Here is a 19,573-nt window from a genome sequence, read left to right as displayed (position 1 = left end):
ACGTTATTAGTAAATTAGCATCTATTACTGAATAATTTTTATATTAATTATTCTATTAGATTGACTTTGTTCATTAAATTAATGTCAATAAAAATTAGCCTACAAGTAGAGTAGAAAAAACTTATTTTGATAATAAAAATAAACGATTGAATGAACGTACCCAGCCAGCTGTAATTTCTATTAGGTTTTTATTATGATCATCATAATTAATGAACTAAGAATAGTTTGGGCAATTTGTTGATAATTACTGATAGTTAGAATATAGTTAATTTCAGTTTTGATAATCTTATAATACATAATCATGTCACAAAATATCGATATTAATGAAATCAATAAATTTTCACAGATGGCTGCCCAATGGTGGGATCCCAATGGTAAATGTAAGCCACTACATATTATTAATCCATTACGAGTAGACTATGTTAAGCAAAAGTGTGGCTCATTAGAGCAAAAAAATGTATTAGATGTAGGATGTGGTGGGGGAATTTTATCTGAAAGTTTAGCCAAACTCGGTGCTAATGTTACGGCAATCGATCTAGCTGATGAATCATTACAAGTGGCAAAATGCCATGCACAACAAAGTGGTCTTTCTATCACATATTTAAAACAGACCGTTGAAGAGCATGCTGACCAAAAAAGTGATTATTATGATATGATTACGTGTATGGAATTATTAGAACATGTTCCCGATCCCTTTTCTATCATTAACGCTTGTGCAAAATTACTTAAACCTGGCGGAAAACTATTTTTATCAACCATTAATCGCAATTATAAAGCTAAATTAATGTTGATTTATGGTGCTGAATATATTGCAAGACTAGTACCAAAAGGCACACATGACGCCAATAAATTTATTCGTCCGTCAGAGTTAATGCTATGGGTTGAACAATCAGGTTTAGTGGTTAAAGATATTATCGGAATGGAATATCATTTACTCAAAAATCAATTTACATTAGGATCGAATGTCGATGTGAATTATATTATGATGGCGCAAAAAGAGATTAATAATGATTATGAGTAAGTTAAATTTTTTGATATGTAAGTGAACAAACACTTAATAAAATATTAAATTTAACTAGTTTTTCATAAAAAAGAAAGGTAGAATACGTCGGCAATATTTTATCAACAATTCAACTCAATGGTGAATATTGTCATGTCTCGTATCGTAAAAGAAGCCCTCACATTTGATGATGTGTTATTAGTTCCCGCTCACTCATCTGTATTACCTAACACTGCTGATATTAGTACTCAATTAACGAAAACAATAAAACTTAATATTCCAATGCTTTCAGCTGCAATGGATACGGTTACCGAATCCGATCTGGCTATAGCCCTTGCTCAAGAAGGTGGAATTGGTTTTATTCATAAAAATATGCCAATAGACGTTCAAGCAAATCATGTTAAGCGTGTTAAAAAGCATGAAAGTGGTATTGTACAAGATCCAGTTTCAGTGTTACCAACAGCAACAATACAGCATGTTATTGATCTTGCTAAAGAGTATGGCTTTGCCGGTTTTCCTGTTGTCACCAAATCGCAAGAATTAGTGGGGATTATTACTGCACGGGATGTAAGATTTGCCACCGATTTGTCGTTACCGGTTACTGCAGTGATGACCCCTAAAGAACGTTTAGTAACGGTCAATGAAGGTGAAAAACGTGAAAGTGTTCTGCAAAAAATGCATGAACACCGCGTTGAAAAAGTATTAGTCGTTGATGATAAATTCCACTTAAAAGGCATGATCACCGTTAAAGATTACAATAAAGCGGAGCAAAAACCGAATGCTTGTAAAGATGAAAAAGGACGCTTGCGTGTCGGTGCTGCGGTAGGTGCTGGTGCTGGAAATGAGGAGCGCATTGCTGCCTTAGTCGAAGCGGGTGTCGATGTGCTGTTAATTGACTCTTCACATGGTCACTCCGAAGGCGTTCTTGAACGTATTCGTCAAGCTCGAAAAGCGTATCCTGATTTACAAATAATAGGTGGTAATGTTGCAACGGCCGAAGGTGCAAAAGCCTTGATCGAGGCGGGTGTGAGTGCAGTTAAAGTTGGGATTGGTCCAGGTTCAATTTGTACAACGCGTATTGTCACTGGTGTGGGCGTACCACAAATTACAGCGATTATGGACGCTGTAGAGATGGCACAAAAATACAATATCCCAGTTATTGCCGATGGTGGCATACGTTTTTCGGGTGATATTGCTAAAGCGATTGCAGCAGGTGCTTCGTGTGTTATGGTTGGATCGATGTTTGCTGGAACCGAAGAAGCACCCGGTGAAATTGAATTATTCCAAGGCCGAGCTTATAAATCTTATCGTGGAATGGGGTCATTAGGTGCAATGGCGAAAGGTTCTTCAGATCGATATTTCCAAACTGATAATGCCGCTGATAAATTAGTACCTGAAGGGATTGAAGGTCGTATCGCTTATAAAGGCTTATTGAAAGAAATCGTCCATCAACAAATGGGCGGATTACGCTCTTGTATGGGATTAACTGGTTGTGCCACAATTGATGAATTACGCACAAAAGCTAAATTCTATCGTATTACTGGTGCAGGCATGAAAGAAAGTCATGTACATGATGTACTTATTACTAAAGAACCACCTAACTATCGTGCAGGTGTTTAAAATCCAAAAAAAAACAGGGATCATTGATTAAATGATCCCAATCTAACATAATTAATTCTCTATAAAACAATTTGTTATTTTTAAATAAATTGTTTCAGTTATTGCATAGTTATATTTTCTGCGTTTGACTACTCTAGATAAAATTTAAATATCAATCTCTCTGCTAGATTCTTTTAAAACTAACAACGTTTGTCAAAATTGCTATCAGTCATTCAATAAATCTCCCTGTTTGAAATTAATAGGAACAAAAAATCGTAAATTTGAAATAATTAACAATCAATGACAATTTTTAACATAAATAACCGTTACAGGTGATATTAATTACTTTATGATACCCAAATCATTTTTACTTTTATAGTATTGAAATATATGAAAAAAATAATTTTTAATTAAACGAAAATAACCATATAGATTTCTGCCAAAAAACAGGTATAGCGTTACAAGGAGCGGTAAAAATATGATTGAAAAGGGATATCGTTTTATATTATTTTGTCTTCGATCGGGTGTGATCCCCATATCTAAGGGTTTAACAAAAAAACAATTATTGACTTACTTTAAAGCGTCGTTATTAGAACATTTTTTTATTTATTTTAAGCTTGTTAACAAACCTATAGGTTTAATGCTTAATACGCTTTATCTTCATCTCTTTTTTAAAAAGACAACCCTAATAATTGTTGGCTTACTGTTACTCCCTTTTACTTGTGCCAACGCATTGATCGCCGCGACAGCGAAAGCAATAGAAGGGAATGCACCGCAAGTAGCCAATATAGATTTGGCCGCTAGTAAACATGGATTTACCGTAGGTGGTGTATTTTATAGTGAAGCAAGCAGTAATATGAAAGGGAATGAAGTTAATCTTTTTGACGGTAATTTAAAACCATCAAGTTTTGCAGTTAAAAACTTTTACTATGATTCGTTAGATAATAAATTAAACTATGCCGATAAAGATGGCGATCAGATAGATACTTATAAACCTTTTCTACTCAGTTTCACGAGTTCTAATTGGTATGATGCAAATGGTAAAGCGTTAACCAATATTAGTCAAAGATTGGCTTGTGATAATGCGTATACACTGCCATTAACGTTAGAGATTACCGCACAATTAAAAACTTATTCTAAATATGGCATTCCTAAAGAAAGTGATTATGTGCCAGTGACTAAACGTTATCAAATTTCTCATAAACCGACAGTTTGTTACGCACAACCTAATCTAGCAAACGATTCAAGTAATAATACGCAATATCAAGATTTAGATGGTCCCGATTGGGGCAAAGGAAAAGGATTTATTCCACAAGATATTAATACAGCTGCTAAAAATTTTCCAAGTACCGGTTCAGATAATTTAAGATTTTATTTGTTATTAAGCGGAATAACACCGCAAGAAGTCGTCAATATCAATGGTAGCACAATTAAATCAAGTTCAGGTAATGTTACGTTATTGCTATCAGCGGAAAATACGCCGGGTTGGGGTAATAGTAGTAGTGTAAGTGCGGTAAAAATAGTACTAAAAGGGCCAACAACTTCAACTGCCAATAAAAGTTTTTCTCCGGTTACCTTTCAGTTATATTCTGACAAAGCTAAGCAGAATATACTCTACAGTTTTACTATACAACGTTGGTATCTCACCCCATCAGTTGATCTTGTTTCAAATCAGAGTAGCGCAATATCTTATTGTCGAGGCATTGGTTATCGACTGCCAAGTGTGGCTGATTATACTAATGCTAATACTTCGATTTGGTCTGGCGGAATACCTGGGCGTAATATAAATGGTTACCGTCGTCAATTAAGTTATAGAGGAACGAACGGCAAATGGATAGGCGGATTATTTAACGAATGGGGAACCATGTTTAATCAACCTATTCATTATCCTGGCACAAACTGGGCTTCTGATCATCCTGGAGATTGGTATTGGGCGATGGAGACTTATCAAGGTAATCCAATAAGAATTGATGCTGGTGATGGGGACATGTGGTATAACGAACCAAGCTTTAGTTCATATCATATTGCTTGTGTTAGTCCATAACTGTGATGATATTATAGCCTCAATTTTGTTATTAGTTGTTTTATATACTGAGTTGAGGTGGGGGTATTACAAAAATAAAAAACACATATTGGCTTAATAAACGATTTACCACTGTTCAGATCATGTTGTTGTGTGTTTTATACTCTAAAAAACTTGATAATTGAGCCCTGATGAGGGCAAGATTGCCAACAAACTTAGAATCTATTATTTATAAATGAGTGAAGTAAAAAATTTGCCCAGACACAAATAGTGATCTGGGCAGAATTTTTATTGCTGTACAAATTGTTATGAACACGACAAACAACTCAATAACCTTTGCTGATTTTAAGTTAAATCAGCAAAATACATGGCAGTTATTTGATAGCTTTGGCAACAATTTCTTGCGCTTCTTTTTGTAATGTTGCTAAATGATCGTTACTGATAAAACTTTCAGCATAAATTTTGTAAGCGTCTTCTGTGCCTGAAGGTCGAGCTGCAAACCAACCGTTTTCAGTTATCACTTTCAATCCACCAATTGGTGCATTATTTGCCGGCGCCGTAGTTAAACATTGGGTAATTTTTTCACCAGCAAGCTGGTCTGTCGTTAACTGGCTGGCATCAAGTTTAGCTAATTTTTGTTTCTCAGTAAAAGAGGCCGGTGCTTGGAGCCGTCCATAATATGAAACACCAAATTTTGCTTCAAGTTCTTGGTATTGTTCTTGTGGATTTTTTCCTGTTTTTGCCGTCATTTCAGCTGCTAGCAAACATAAAATAATACCATCTTTATCGGTTGCCCAAACTTTTCCATTCGTTCTTAAAAAAGAGGCGCCAGCACTTTCTTCGCCGGCAAAACCTAATGTTCCATTGTAAAGACCATCAGCATACCATTTAAAGCCAACTGGATATTCTAAATATTTTTTATTAAGGCTATTGGCGACGCGGTCGATCATTGAACTCGTTACTAATGTTTTACCAATAGCTATGTCTTTATGCCATTGTGGACGATTTTGGAATAAATAATTCACACAAACAGAAAGGTAAGCATTTGGATTCATCAATCCTTTTGGCGTTACAATACCATGACGGTCAAAATCGGTATCGTTACCAAACGCTAAGTCAAACTTATCTTTTAATTGCAATAATCCCGCCATTGCCCAGCGACTAGAACAATCCATTCTAATCACTTCATCATGATCAAGGTGCATAAAGCTAAAGGTCGGATCGATTTTATTGTTGACAATATTAAGTTTAATACCATATTTGTCAGCAATTCTTGGCCAATAGGTGATACCGGCTCCCCCTAATGGATCAACGCCAATATTAAGATCAGAAGATTTAATTAATGCTAAATCTAAAATGTTTTCAAGATCATTTACATAATCAGTTTCGTACTCTTTAGTATGTATGTAAGAGGAGTTAATCGCTTTGTCTAAAGAAACACGCTTCACGCCATTAAGTTTATTTTTTAGTAATTCGTTAGCGCGATTTTCGATTTGCTTAGTGATATGCGTATCGGCCGGACCACCATTAGTCGGATTATATTTAATACCACCATCTTCAGGCGGATTATGCGAAGGCGTAATTACAATACCATCAGCCAATTGTGATTGTTTGCCAAGGTTATACGTTAAAATAGCATGTGAAATAACTGGCGTTGGGGTAAATCCCCAATCTCGAGCGATAACAACGGTTTGTTCATTAGCGACAAACACTTCTAATACTGATTTTAATGCCAACTCTGACAAAGCATGGGTGTCTTGACCAATAAAACATGGACCCGTAATATTATTTGCCTGACGGTATTCTGCTATAGCTTGAGCAACGGCTAAAATATGATCCTCATTAAAGGTACCTTTGTTGGAACTACCGCGGTGACCTGAGGTACCAAAAATCACTAATTGACTTGCGTTTTCTATATCAGGGCTAATGCTATAGTAATTATTTCTTAATGCTTCAACGTCAATGAGATCAGACGGTTCAGCTAATAATCCTGCCCGGCTAGGGTTTGCCATTTTATACTCCTCTTTCATAAATTATCTATTTATATCTATGCTACAAGCTATAGTTGTTTATTCTTTAATAAAAGCATGTAATTTTATTTATTCTGCGATGAAAAAATTTCAATCACTCGATTAATCATATTTTCTGATATACCCATATCACTCATAATTGATTCAATAATATAGATTTTTCGGGCTGTATTGGTATTACTGATCACCCAATACGGTGTACCAATTACTTCACGCGGCTTTGTATTTTTACCGGATGTTTCTAATGACTCTTTATCTTTTGCCAAATATTGCCGTTTACTGCCATGCAGTGATGTAGCCGCAATTGAAAATAAAGCTGGGTTATAATTGTAAAGCGCACCAAGTAACAATATAAACCGATTTATAATTGATTTTTCATTAACAAAAGTATCACTCGTTAGTAAGTCATTAAATAAGGTATATTGATTGTCTGCTTGACTGGTAGTACTAATTGTTGTTTTTACAGGTTGATTGATCTTTAACAAACGACGCAAAATACTTGATGCATCTTCACCAATATGTTTAGTTTGTGCTGCAATAAATTGATATAATTCTTCGTCTATTTCGATGGTTTTCATTATGTTAATTATGCCTATTAAGTTATTTTACGGGACACCCTTGCGCTGCAATTGCAATATTGTCGAGTTGATGCAAATTACTGCCTGCATTCTCTGATAAACAATCTTTATTTTTACTCTCAACAATTGCTTCATTATCTAATTTTTGTTGTTGATTGGTATCATGGCAGGCACATATCATAACTGATAATATTAATTGAAAAAATAACCGTTTCATATACTTATTGTATGGTAGATAAACTATTAACCTGAGTATAACTCAACTTGCTAAGAAATAATATTATCTAGTGATAAAATAGTGAAAATGATATTGTCGTTTTTATAAAAGAATATTATGCTAAAAAATAGTATGAGCATGCTCATACTCAAATTATATGAGGAATAAATTATGAAAAAAATCGTCACTTTAGCTATTTTAGCAGCAATTTTAACGGGTTGTGGTAATAGTGATATATATTCTGGCGATGTTTATACAACAGATCAAGCAAAACAGGTTCAACAAGTTAGTTATGGTACAGTTGTGTCTGTTCGCCCAGTGAAAATCCAAACTAATGCCTCTGATGGTAGCAGTGAAAATATTTTAGGTTCATTAGGTGGTGCAGTACTTGGTGGCGTTTTAGGTAATACAGTCGGTAATGGTACCGGGCAAGCTGTGGCGATTGCAACTGGTGCAATCGGTGGTGCAGTGTTAGGTAGTGCAATTGAAAATCAAGCTAGCCAAACCAGTGCTGTTGAGTTAGAAATTCAACGAGAAAACGGCGGCAATATCGTTATTGTACAAAAAGGATCTGCTAATGATTTTTTTGCAGGGCAAAAAGTACGTTTAGTCAGTAATGGTAAACAAATTAGCGCATCACCTCGTTATAATAGCGAAATTAAGAAGTAATTTTCCCTTTTTTCTAAATAAAATAGACTTTGCTTGTTAGCGTTCTAAGCGAAGTCTATTTTCGCAAAATTATTCATTTAACTATCTTCAGTAAGTCGTGCACCAATAAAATCTTCAAGGCTTTCTCTTCAATCCATATCAAATATTATCAATATGCAAATTCAGGCATAAAAAATTTGATTGGCTCGTTGTGAATATATAAAATTATTGAAATCATTATTACTATAAAAGGAACAATAAAGCGATGCGTATATTACATACTATGATTCGTGTTGGTGATTTACAACGATCAATTGATTTTTATACTCGTATAATGGGCATGCGATTATTAAGAACGAGTGAAAATACAGAATATAAATATTCACTTGCTTTTGTTGGTTATCATGATGAATCAGCCGGTTCAGTTATTGAACTGACCTATAATTGGGGAACACAAAGTTATGATCATGGTAATGCTTTTGGGCATATTGCTATTGGTGTTGATGATGTTGCGCAAATGTGTAGTAATGTCAAACAAGCAGGTGGCAAAGTAACGCGTGAAGCCGGTCCAGTAAAAGGGGGCAACACAATTATTGCATTTATTGAAGATCCCGATGGTTATAAAATAGAGTTGATTCAAAATGATCAGGCTGATAAAGCATTAGGTCATTAAAATTAAGGTAAATCATATCGCCGATCAAATTCGGCGATATTGTTGTAAAAAATGAATTTACTAATTTACGTTAAGGCTTTTATGTCAAAGCTAGCAAAATTATATAGCGCTAACCTATGAGTTACTATTTTGCTAGTAAACTTCTAAGTAGGTTTTGATTAATCATTGCTTGTTTCTGCTGTTCTAAACGTGTAGCTGTGATAATTGAATTTAATGAATTTAATGAACAATCAAAATCATCATTAATAATAATATAATCATATTCATCATAATGTGAAATTTCGGCTTGAGCTTTTTGCATTCTTTTATCAATTACCTGATCATCATCTTGTCCACGCTTCTTGAGTCGATTTTTTAGCTCTTCAATTGATGGTGGCAAAATAAAAATGCTTTTTGACTCGGGCATTTGCGCTCGTACTTGCCTTGCACCTTGCCAATCAATATCTAAAAAAACATTTACTCCATCAATTAAACTTTTTTCGATCTCATCTTTTGAGGTGCCGTAATAGTTTTCAAATACATGCGCATACTCAACAAAAGCTTGTTGATTGATCAACGATTCAAACTGTTGATGATCAACAAAATAATAATGTTCACCATGTTGTTCACCAGGCCTTGGTGTGCGAGTTGTATGAGAAATAGAAACTCTAGCTGGATGATGATCTTTTTGCGCTAAATAAGCTTGAATTAAACTTGATTTACCCGCACCACTTGGTGCTGAAATAATAAACAAGGTTCCTGTATACATAAAATTTTATCACTTAGTATGAAAAGGTTGATTAGATAACTAAAATAAGATAACTAAAACGAAATGCAAATATTATAACAAAATAATTTGCTAGATTGTGGTATAGCAAACATCAAATTACATATGTTTATACTGGATGCAATGATAGGTTGTTAAAGTTTTTGCAATTTAATAAGTTAACAATATACTGACAATACATCAAAACGACTATAAAAATAATTGAATTGAATTTTGTTAATCAAAAAGATAAATTTGATCAACCGCTAATTTTAGCAGTAATTTTTTAAGGTATAGATATAAAAAATATAACAATACAGTTTTGATGAAGGTATCAATAAAATAGTACACAAAAATAATAATTGAAAAAATTTTGTGCCATATTCATGTCTGGTTTATCTCTATTAGCAATAAAATTTTTAACTATCATTGAATCTAGGGTGAATAATATAGCCCATATACCCCTATAACAGTATTTTTCTTCGTTTAACCACGTTATATCAAGCAGCGAAAGGCTAAAGATAAAATTACTGCTCAATGATGAAAAACATAATATTGATCAAAAAAGGATAACTAGTAATATGACAAATACCAAAATAAAGAGAGTAAGTTAATCAACAAAATCAATTTAAAAATAACTATTTAAAATGATTTGATTTGTTACTAATTAAATTTTAGTTAAAACTGTGATGACTCTATGTCATAATATTGTCATTTAAACCAGAGCTAAGTGGAGTGAATTATGCCATTAAAATATTATGGTGCCAATGCAACGCTTTCAACAATAAATACGACCTCATTTAGCCCTTCACCTATCATAAAAACTGAATATAAAGCGAATAAGACTATGACTGAAAATAAAAAAATGCCAATAAATGCCCAATCTAGTCCTGAAGTAGAAAAAAAATCCAATTTATCAGCTACTAAAAATAATTCAAATAAAGTGCCCACTTCAAAGTTAGCCATCTTAGCGATTGCTTTAACAATCGGTTTAGGCGGCTTTGTTTTTTATCATGGACACTTGCAAGTCGAAAATCAAAAAAAGACAATTGCAAGCCTACAAGTTGAACTTGCCAATTTGAAACAAAGTACCAAAGATAGTATTGTTCATGATTTGCAAAATAGCATCACCGATGCGGTAAACAAGCAAAATCAACAATTTTCATCGCTGGAACAGCGCGTTGATCGCCAACTCAATGAACAACAAAAAAATCAACAACAGTTAACCAATCAAATCAATGACGCCTCAAAATTAACTGAACAAAATTTGCATAATTTAAACGAGCGTCTTTCGGCCATGTCAACAACAGATAACAGTGTGTGGTTGATTTCACAAGCAAATTATCTGGTGCATCTAGCGGGTAGAAAAATTTGGAATGATCAAGATTATACAACCGCTCGATTATTGCTTAAAAGTGCCGATGAAAGTTTAGCGCAAGCTGATGATCCTAGTTTGATACCGGCAAGGCAAGCGATTAATCAAGATATTACTTCACTGTCAAAAGTCAGTTTTGTTGACTATGATGGTATTGTGATGAATTTAATCGGACTTTCTGAATCCCTAACGGAATTACCTTTGGTTGGAAATTACAAAGAAATAGATTTAGGGATGACACAATATAATGATGACATATCATCAGCACAATCAGTTAATACGCCGACTAATTCAAAAGAGGTAACCGAAGAGCCAACAGAGAAAAATAATCATCGCGAAATAACGTCGTCTGTTTTCGATTGGTCGAATAATTTATTGACTAATGCTCAGTCATTTTTGGATAAATTCATCACCATTGAAAAAATTGATGAAAATGAGAAAAATTTTGCTACTTGTTTATCTAAAGCTCAAAAAGATGAAAAACAGATTGTGAGATGTCAAATATTGAAAACACCACTAAATTTAGAACAATCACTTTATTTACGCGAAAATATTCGTTTTCGTTTATTGATTGCAGCTCAGGCTGTACCAAGACATCAAGATCTTGTTTACCAACGCGCTTTAAGTGATGCTGCATTGTGGGTTAATGCTTATTTTGATGGTAATGCGCCTGATGTTAAGGCTTTCTTAGATGATCTTGAGAATTTACAAAGTCAATCAATCAGTAATCAATCTGTTCCAGATAAGTTGGCAAGCGCGACGGAATTAGAAAAATTAATGCAATCGCGTGTGCGTTCAATGATGGCTAAATAGGAGAATAATAATGCTAAAAATATTGATTATTTTTTTAGTGTTGGTGGCGGGTTTTTTATTAGGACCGCTATTACAAGGTCATCAAGGTTCAGCTGTTTTTGAAGTTGCAAATTATAAAGTCAGTATGTCATTTAATTCATTTGTCATACTTGAGTTATTAGCTTTATTTTGTTTATATATTGTTTATTGGTTTTTAAAGAAAATTTTTAATTCCAAAACAATTTTAGGGGAATGGTTACGTTCAAAATCACCTAAAAAAGTTGTTAAACGGCTTGAGATGGCACAAATTTCACTACTTGAAGGCGATTATCAACAAGCCAGTAAGTTTTTTATGAAATCAGCTAAAGTATCGAACAATTCGGCATTATCTTATTTGCTTGCTGCACAAGCGCAAATCGATAATGATGAATTGGTTTCAGCCAATCAATCTTTGGAACAAGCTGCACAAAACTGTCAACCTAACGAGATATTTGCTTTCAAACTGGTACAGATACGTTTACAAATTAAAAACCGTGAATATGCTTCAGCGCGAACAACAATAGAGCAGCTATTGAATGAAAAACCACGTCATCCAGAAGTATTAAGACTTGCCGATCAACTCTTTTATGATATGGGTGATTATCAAGCTGTGATTGATTTAATGCCTGCTATGTACAAAGTTAAGGCTTATAGTGAATCTCAATTAGATCAATTTAAACAAGCCGCTTATATTGGTCGCATTAAGCAATTGTCAGCTGATAGCGATCCATTAGCATTAATAAAATGGTGGAAATCACAACCTAAAGCAATTCTAAATAATATGGCGTACCAAAAAGCAATGGCGAATTATCTTAATCAAGTAGGACAAACAGCTGAAGCTAATAAGATTATAAATGCTATCAATAAGCTTGAAAATAAAGAGAGAACATAATAAGCAGGACAGTTGTCCTGCTTTTTTCAATTTATTAGGTTAAAAAGAACCGTATCGCTGACATCGCACACATGCCTGTTACCACAATTAACATTAGATTTTTAGTCAATAGTGCCACAATAATCGTTGGAATCGCCGCTAAGCAATATTCAAGATTAAACTCAGGAAACGCGCCAGGTTTTACAATAAACAGATTTTCTACAAATAAGGCAGTTAATATACATATAGGAACATAGGATAAAAAACGAGTCACAATGTCAGGTAATTGTAATTTTCGTACTAATATGAATGGAATAATTCTAGGTAACCAAGTCACTAACCCTGATCCTAATATAATCAGTAAACTATAAATACTCATGCTTTACGCTCCATGGCAACGCCGATAAAACATCCTGCAAACGTACTGGCCAGTATTGCCAATTCAGCGGATAAAAATCGTAATAAAAAAATTAATACGATAGTTACAGTCAACATTGCCAATAGTCGATTTTTCATGCGTTTATTTTTATCACTTATAAGTTGTAAATATAAAAGACCAATAAACATAGCAACTAAAGCATAATCTAAGCCAAACTGGGCAGGATCGGGTAACCATTTGCCAATTAATGCTCCAATCAAACAAGATAAAATCCAAGCTAAGTAAGCGGTTAAATTCAGGCCATGCATCCATGCACAATTGATTGGATTTTTATTCGCAATTGCATTCATCGCGACCGCAAAACTTTCATCGGTTAATAAGCTGCCTATTGCAATATTATTCAATAAAGAATACTTTTTAAATGTTGGTGCAGTTGCCATGCTCATTAAAAAATGGCGAGAATTAACTAAAAAAACTGTAAAAATAATAGCTGAAATTGGTGTTGCAACAATCATTAAACCGGTAATAATAAATTGTGCAGCGCCCGCATAAACCATTACTGCCAATAAGGTGACTTCTAAAATGGATAAATTTGCTGCTTTACCCACAGCTCCAGCTGCAATGCCAATACCAACATAGCCAAGTAATGTTGGTATACATGCTTTAACGCCGTCATTAAATGTTAATGCCATCGTATTCTCTTAATCATTAAAATTTTATAATTTAAAAAATGTAGCTAATCAATTGGTAAGTTTTATCGCTTTTATAATATCAAAAACAATTGATTAGTGAGTAATTATATTTTCATAAACTTCTAATTAGTTAGCTTGATATATTTTTTATTTTATTAGCGATGAATTCTTTTCGGTATTAATCGGTAATTTGATCCTTGCCTCTTGATATTTGATATAACGCGGCAAAATTTCTTGTGGTATCTTCAACTGCTGAGCCTTAATTGCATCCATTGTAGCCTTATTTTACGGTAATCCGCTGTCGATTTAATACTTGGGTGCGGCGTACACAGCTTTCGGCAAACCGTTTTCAAAGAACCGGATTACGTCCTTATTCTGTTGTGACATATGTGATAAATATCTGGTTACAAGGTAAAAAATGTACCGTGATATTTACGACTTTACCAAAATCATCGCGGGCTGATGGGGGTGGTAGTGGCAATGGCATTTCGGTCGAGTCACTTTTATCATATTGTTGAATGATATTTATTTCATCATAATCCAAATTCATGGCAGGTAAGTTTAACGCGCAGGTCCTCATCTTAGATATGGCAAGACGACCCAATAAATCTTGATCGTCATACTGGGATCCAGTTAGCTCTTAATACAGCAGCGCCACAAGTTGAGCCGCCGCCCCTTTTTTTACCCACATCTTCGTCATCAATTTCTGGCGTGTTAAGGGCACCACCACTACCATTTCGGTCAGAAGTAAGATTTTTATAATTACATTTAATTGTTTCTATCTGTGTGCATAGGTTTTATTGTTACTCAAGGCCGATTTTTACAATCGGCTTAAAACGATTGGCACAACTTGTTAATAGAAGTGGTACTGCTAAAAGAGTTTATAGGTGTTTTTATCTCATTTTTCCTATTATTTTTCATCATGTTGATAACTTATGTGACTAGAACCATTTTTGTTTGAATTGGGAAAGTTTTGCATGGCAGCATTGAGTATATTTTGATTATTTGCGCCATTTACTAATAATACGTTTTGCCATAGATGCTGCTTGGCAACAGTGAAAATTCTATGACTTGTTACAATTAGATGGGTCAGCTGTTTATGCTCTAAATTGCTGTACAGTTCAAGTTGGTTTAAGTGTTCCAAACTGGTAATAATGATAGTTTGTTCGGCAATGTTGTGAGATAAGATATCGGTTGGATAGATTATTGGTTCTCGGCAATAACATTCAATTGGGATTACTTTTGCGTTTCGACCAATGAGTTCTTGTGCTAATAGTTGCCTGCCGACATTACCGCATAATAGTAATACAGTATGATTTTCTATTACTTCTGACTGCAGTCTGATTAAAAGTCCTTCGCTGTTTTCTTGAACTGGGTAATTAACGTTTACTGTTGTCATTTGATTAAAAAGGTCAGCTGACTTTTTACCAATTGCAAAATAACGGACGTTAGTGGGGAGGTTTAAACGGCAAAGATAAGTCTTTATTACATAGCTTACTTGTGGTGAAACTACAATAACCATATCATGAGGACGGAGTTTAGTGAGTTGTTCTTGTAAATTTAACAGATCACGACCCGGTAAAATTTTAAAAAATGGCAAATGCTTCGCAGGTAGATTTGCTTGGTTTAATAATTGGGTTAGTTGTTCACCCTCAGGTGAGGGTCTAGTGACAAAAATCATCCGTCATTTAATTCCTGTAATATAGATTTGGCACCTTGTTTTAGTAAATGTTCAGCTAGTGTTTGCCCTAATTTTTCAGGATCGTTAATGCTACCTTCTACTGTTGCTTTGATAATTTTCGAACCATCAATACTTCCAACTAGACCTTGTAAGGATAATATATCATTATTTAATTGACTATAGCAGGCGATAGGGACTTGGCATCCCCCTTGCAAAGCTTTATTCATCGCTCTTTCAGCTTGAATGCAAATCCGGCTATTTTTATCATCAAGTACAGATAGAATGTCTAATAATGGTTTATCATTTGCTCGAGTTTCAATACCAATGGCACCTTGACCAACGGCGGGTAAAATTGAGTTGATATCGATATATTGCTTGATTCTATCTTGTAAATCTAATCGCTTTAATCCTACTGAAGCTAAGATGATTGCATCATACTCCTGATTATCAAGTTTTGCTAATCGGGTTCCAACATTTCCACGTAGATCTTTGATCTGTAAATGGGGGTAGTTAGCTCGTAGCTGGCATTGGCGGCGTAAGCTTGATGTACCGACAATTGCACCATTAGGTAGTTCATCTAAATTGGAATAGTGATTAGAAATAAAGGCATCGCGCACATCGTCTCGTTGACAAATTGTCGCAAGGGTTAAACCTTCAGGAAATTGTGCAGGAATATCTTTTATTGAATGAACCGCAATATCAGCTTGGTTAGTTAATATAGCTTGTTCAAGCTGTTTAACAAAAAGACCTTTACCGCCAATTTTGGCAAGTGGACTATCAAGTATGATATCACCTTGAGTCATCATAGGTATAAGCTCGACAGTTAAATTCTTATGTGCCAAGAGTAGATTTTGTTTAACAAAATTAGCTTGCCATAATGCTAAAGGGCTTCTTCGAGTTGCAATGCGAATCTTCAATTGATTTTCCTATTGTATAGCTAAGTGTAGTTGTTTTTTTAGTTTAAATGAGCTCATAGTTTAGTCTGAATAGCAAAATGCTGTTACTATTCAGACCGTTTTTCAATGATTAGAGCTTATCTACAAAATTCACCGCATAACCAATATAATTAGCTGGTGTTAGCTGTTTTAATCGAGTTTTTTCCTCTTCAGGTAAATCTAAGGATTCAATAAACTGTTTCATGCCCTCTGCATCAACTCGTTTGCCACGTGTTAATTCTTTCAATTTTTCGTATGGTTTTTCTATACCATAACGGCGCATCACTGTTTGGATTGGTTCAGCTAATACTTCCCAATTACGGTCAAGTTCGTCAAGCAAGTATGCTTGGTTTACTTCTAACTTATTTAGGCCTTTTAAGGTTGATTGGTAAGCAATAATCGCGTAGCCAATCCCAACGCCTAAGTTTCGTAATACAGTCGAATCGGTTAGATCGCGTTGCCAACGAGAAACCGGCAATTTACTGCCTAGATGATTCATAATGGCATTGGCAAGACCTAAATTACCTTCTGAATTTTCAAAATCAATAGGATTGACTTTATGTGGCATGGTTGACGATCCGATTTCGCCTGTTACCGTTTTTTGTTTGAAGTGATTTAAAGCAATATAGCCCCAAACATCGCGATCGAAATCGATCAGGATAGTATTAAAACGCGCAACACAATCAAAAAATTCAGCGATATAGTCGTGTGGTTCAATTTGAGTTGTGTAAGGATTCCATTTTAGGCCTAATGAACTAACAAACGCTTCGCTTAAATTGTGCCAATCAACATGCGGGTAAGCAACCATATGCGCATTATAGTTACCGGTAGCCCCATTTATTTTTCCTAATATTTCAACGGATTGAAGCTGATTAAATTGGCGTTTTAATCGATAGGCAACATTGGCAAACTCTTTGCCAATAGTTGTGGGTGTAGCGGGTTGTCCATGGGTTCTAGCTAGTAAAGGTAAGTTGCAATACTCTTTTGCTTGCAACGTAATTTTATCAATTACTTGTTGCCAATAAGGTAGTAAAACAGTCTCTTTTGCTGTTTTTAGCATCAAAGCATAAGATAAATTATTAATATCTTCAGAAGTGCAAGCAAAGTGAATAAACTCATTAATAGCATGGAGTTCTTCATTCGTACTGACTTTCTCTTTTAGAAAATATTCAACGGCTTTTACATCGTGATTGGTTGTTTTTTCGATCGCTTTAATACGTAATGCGTCGTCTTGATTAAATTGTTCAACAATTTGGTTTAAATGATGAGTGGCTGACTGACTCAGTGCTGGAATTTCAGGAATATTTTCTTGTGAAGCTAATTTTTGTAACCAACGAACTTCAACTTCAACGCGGTATTTTAATAAACCAAATTCGCTAAAAATGGTACGTAATTCTATTGTTTTATCACCATAACGACCATCAATAGGTGAAAGGGCTGTAAGTGCAGATAATTCCATCGGTTCAACTCCGTGACTCTATTTAAGTATCATATAAAAATATAAATTAAATTGTTGTATTGATATCTTGTAATAATTGTTGTGCCGCATTATTGATTCGTTTTCGACAAAATAAAAACTGTAATCGACCACCTCCAACTTGATACCATAACATTGCAGAACGAACACAACCCAGTAGCGATGTTCTTACTTTAGCTTGCACTAGTGAGTTTTGTAAAAATTCTGGTTTGCCTATAACTTTTATTTTGGTCGCTAAAGGACTAATAATATCGGAGTAGATCCCCGCTAATGAGTATGATAAATCTTCAATATTGTTATTAATGGTATCAATATTTGTATCGGGGTAAAGACTCGCAATGCGTTTAAGTCGCTGATCGATCTTATCTAAAGCATCATTATTTTTTATTAATTTGCTGGTAATATTTAATGTGCCAAAAAGATAACGAATAATTTCGATCTGTTCTTTTTGCCCTGAAGAGAGCAATTGGATAAGTGTTTGTAATCCCGTTTTTATGTTTTCAAGTCCATCATAAACATCTGCTGTTGTTCTGGGCGAAGTTTCAAACACGCTTTTAATTGATCGTTCATAAAGCGCGTTACTGCATACCCCTGTATTGGCCAGTTGAGGAATTAATATCGCACTTTGTGCAACACCGGCAAGGGCTATAGCAATATGATGATATTTATTATTCATTTTAAAACTCCTTATTGCCCATAATTCTCTCTTCTATAATACCACCCCCAAGGCAAACTTCACCTTGATAAAAAACAGCGGATTGTCCTGGCGTTACGGCGGCAACAGGATGAGCAAAGATCACTTCAATTTTATCCTCAGATAAAGGATTTACACGGCAAATAATATCTTCTTGACGGTAGCGAGTTTTTACCGTGCAATTAAATGGCTCAGTGACGACTTGCCTATCTACCCAATGCAATTGACTGGCAATTAATCCATTTGAAAATAGGGCAGGATGATCGTGTCCTTGCGCTACAATTAATTCATTATTGATAAGATCTTTATCAACAACATACCAAGGCGTATCATCGGCTTGTTTTAAACCACCAATGCCAAGTCCTTTACGTTGTCCTAATGTGTGATACATCAAACCTTGATGTTGACCAATGACTTTGCCATCCACGGTTCTGATAGGACCGGATTTAGCCGGTAAATAGCGCGCTAGAAATTCAGTAAATTTACGTTCGCCAATAAAACAGATTCCTGTTGAGTCTTTTTTGGCAGCAGTGGCTAAACCTAATTGTTTCGCTATTTCACGAACTTTAGGTTTTTCAAGTTCACCAACAGGGAAAAGGCTTTGACGAATTTGTGCTTCGCTTAGTGTGTAAAGAAAATAACTCTGGTCTTTGTTGTTGTCGATGCCCCGTAATAATTCGACCTTGCCGTTGTGCTCACGTTTGCGTACATAATGCCCTGTTGCAATAAAATCTGCACCAAGATCTTCGGCTGCATATTCCAAAAATGCTTTAAATTTGATTTCTTTATTACATAAAATATCCGGATTAGGTGTTCGACCTGCTTTATATTCGGATAAAAAATGTTCAAATACATTGTCCCAATATTCAGCCGCAAAATTGATTGTGTGCAATTTAATATTCAATTTATCACATACGGCCTGAGCATCAGCTAAATCAACGGATGCAGAACAATATTCTTCGGTGTCGTCTTCTTCCCAGTTCTTCATAAATAATCCAACAACTTGATAACCTTGTTGCTGTAATAAATATGCTGAAACAGAAGAGTCAACGCCGCCAGACATGCCGACAACAACTTTTTTGGATGTATTTAAATTTGGCATAATAACAAAATAATTAGACTAAA

19 protein-coding genes are annotated in these 19,573 nt (G+C 34.8%); 7 read left to right on the top strand and 12 right to left on the bottom strand.

The features are described 5' to 3' along the window. The first annotated feature begins 301 nt into the window (after positions 1-301). The 3 genes from ubiG to J3U57_RS02785 all read left to right on the top strand — a co-directional run bounded on the left by ubiG (position 302) and on the right by J3U57_RS02785 (position 4,643). On the top strand, positions 302-1,021 hold the full coding sequence (gene ubiG / locus J3U57_RS02795) for a bifunctional 2-polyprenyl-6-hydroxyphenol methylase/3-demethylubiquinol 3-O-methyltransferase UbiG (RefSeq protein ID WP_267333053.1): 720 nt from the start codon (positions 302-304) through the stop codon (positions 1,019-1,021). A 132-nt stretch (positions 1,022-1,153) separates the two neighbouring features. Then, the gene (gene guaB / locus J3U57_RS02790) at positions 1,154-2,620 is read left to right on the top strand and encodes an IMP dehydrogenase (RefSeq protein ID WP_267333052.1); all 1,467 of its coding nucleotides are present in this window, start codon (positions 1,154-1,156) and stop codon (positions 2,618-2,620) included. A 457-nt stretch (positions 2,621-3,077) separates the two neighbouring features. Continuing rightward, entirely contained in the window at positions 3,078-4,643 is a 1,566-nt protein-coding gene (locus J3U57_RS02785; protein WP_267333051.1) for a hypothetical protein, read from the top strand. A gap of 353 nt (positions 4,644-4,996) precedes the next feature. Here the strand turns inward: J3U57_RS02785 and pgm are convergent, their stop codons facing one another. The 3 genes from pgm to J3U57_RS02770 form a co-directional block, all read right to left on the bottom strand. Further along, positions 4,997-6,634: a phosphoglucomutase (alpha-D-glucose-1,6-bisphosphate-dependent) gene (pgm, locus tag J3U57_RS02780; RefSeq protein ID WP_267333050.1), complete on the bottom strand. Its 1,638-nt coding sequence runs from the start codon at positions 6,632-6,634 to the stop codon at positions 4,997-4,999. A gap of 83 nt (positions 6,635-6,717) precedes the next feature. Beyond that, complete coding sequence (locus J3U57_RS02775) at positions 6,718-7,230, bottom strand: hypothetical protein (RefSeq protein ID WP_267333049.1); 513 nt, start codon at positions 7,228-7,230, stop codon at positions 6,718-6,720. Positions 7,231-7,252: 22 nt separating this feature from the next. Then, positions 7,253-7,447 carry a hypothetical protein gene (locus tag J3U57_RS02770; protein ID WP_267333048.1) on the bottom strand — a complete coding sequence of 65 codons (195 nt, stop codon included), beginning with the start codon at positions 7,445-7,447 and terminating at the stop codon, positions 7,253-7,255. Between the two features lie 168 nt (positions 7,448-7,615). On the opposite strand from J3U57_RS02770, the gene J3U57_RS02765 reads away from it, so the two are divergent. Together J3U57_RS02765 and gloA are read left to right on the top strand one after the other, a co-directional pair. Next, positions 7,616-8,116: a glycine zipper 2TM domain-containing protein gene (locus J3U57_RS02765; RefSeq protein WP_416379557.1), complete on the top strand. Its 501-nt coding sequence runs from the start codon at positions 7,616-7,618 to the stop codon at positions 8,114-8,116. 244 nt (positions 8,117-8,360) lie between these two features. Next, a complete protein-coding gene (gene gloA, locus J3U57_RS02760) occupies positions 8,361-8,768 on the top strand; it encodes a lactoylglutathione lyase (protein ID WP_267343867.1) in 408 nt (135 codons plus the stop codon). Between the two features lie 124 nt (positions 8,769-8,892). Here gloA and gmk read toward each other — a convergent pair whose 3' ends face one another. Further along, positions 8,893-9,516 carry a guanylate kinase gene (gene gmk, locus J3U57_RS02755; RefSeq protein WP_267333045.1) on the bottom strand — a complete coding sequence of 208 codons (624 nt, stop codon included), beginning with the start codon at positions 9,514-9,516 and terminating at the stop codon, positions 8,893-8,895. A 739-nt stretch (positions 9,517-10,255) separates the two neighbouring features. Between gmk and J3U57_RS02750 the strand changes: the two genes are divergently transcribed. After that, positions 10,256-11,701, top strand: coding sequence for a uroporphyrinogen-III C-methyltransferase (locus J3U57_RS02750; protein ID WP_267343868.1), 1,446 nt, complete (start codon positions 10,256-10,258; stop codon positions 11,699-11,701). Positions 11,702-11,711: 10 nt separating this feature from the next. Then, on the top strand, positions 11,712-12,611 hold the full coding sequence (locus J3U57_RS02745; protein WP_267333043.1) for a heme biosynthesis HemY N-terminal domain-containing protein: 900 nt from the start codon (positions 11,712-11,714) through the stop codon (positions 12,609-12,611). Positions 12,612-12,645: 34 nt separating this feature from the next. On the opposite strand, the gene J3U57_RS02740 is transcribed toward J3U57_RS02745, so the two are convergent. The 8 genes from J3U57_RS02740 to mnmA form a co-directional block, all read right to left on the bottom strand. Beyond that, positions 12,646-12,969, bottom strand: a complete 324-nt coding sequence (locus tag J3U57_RS02740; protein ID WP_267333042.1) for an AzlD domain-containing protein — start codon at positions 12,967-12,969, stop codon at positions 12,646-12,648. Beyond that, positions 12,966-13,661 (bottom strand): AzlC family ABC transporter permease, encoded by a 696-nt coding sequence (locus J3U57_RS02735; RefSeq protein ID WP_267333041.1) that lies wholly within the window; start codon positions 13,659-13,661, stop codon positions 12,966-12,968. Before J3U57_RS02735 ends, J3U57_RS02740 begins: the two co-directional genes overlap by 4 nt. A gap of 370 nt (positions 13,662-14,031) precedes the next feature. Continuing rightward, complete coding sequence (locus J3U57_RS02730; RefSeq protein ID WP_267343869.1) at positions 14,032-14,211, bottom strand: hypothetical protein; 180 nt, start codon at positions 14,209-14,211, stop codon at positions 14,032-14,034. Between the two features lie 360 nt (positions 14,212-14,571). After that, positions 14,572-15,342: a uroporphyrinogen-III synthase gene (locus tag J3U57_RS02725; protein WP_267343870.1), complete on the bottom strand. Its 771-nt coding sequence runs from the start codon at positions 15,340-15,342 to the stop codon at positions 14,572-14,574. Further along, positions 15,339-16,259, bottom strand: a complete 921-nt coding sequence (gene hemC, locus J3U57_RS02720) for a hydroxymethylbilane synthase (RefSeq protein WP_267343871.1) — start codon at positions 16,257-16,259, stop codon at positions 15,339-15,341. Before hemC ends, J3U57_RS02725 begins: the two co-directional genes overlap by 4 nt. 109 nt (positions 16,260-16,368) lie before the next feature. Next, positions 16,369-17,736, bottom strand: coding sequence for an adenylosuccinate lyase (gene purB, locus J3U57_RS02715; protein WP_267333036.1), 1,368 nt, complete (start codon positions 17,734-17,736; stop codon positions 16,369-16,371). 46 nt (positions 17,737-17,782) lie between these two features. Next, on the bottom strand, positions 17,783-18,430 hold the full coding sequence (hflD, locus tag J3U57_RS02710) for a high frequency lysogenization protein HflD (protein WP_267333035.1): 648 nt from the start codon (positions 18,428-18,430) through the stop codon (positions 17,783-17,785). A 1-nt stretch (position 18,431) separates the two neighbouring features. Then, a complete protein-coding gene (gene mnmA / locus J3U57_RS02705; RefSeq protein WP_267333034.1) occupies positions 18,432-19,550 on the bottom strand; it encodes a tRNA 2-thiouridine(34) synthase MnmA in 1,119 nt (372 codons plus the stop codon). Positions 19,551-19,573 lie beyond the last annotated feature (23 nt).

Origin of the sequence: Gilliamella sp. B3464 (assembly GCF_026536145.1) — a bacterium.
Lineage (GTDB): Bacteria > Pseudomonadota > Gammaproteobacteria > Enterobacterales > Orbaceae > Gilliamella.
Note: the sequence above shows the minus strand (reverse complement) of the source record. Positions and strands in the feature narration are given on the sequence as shown.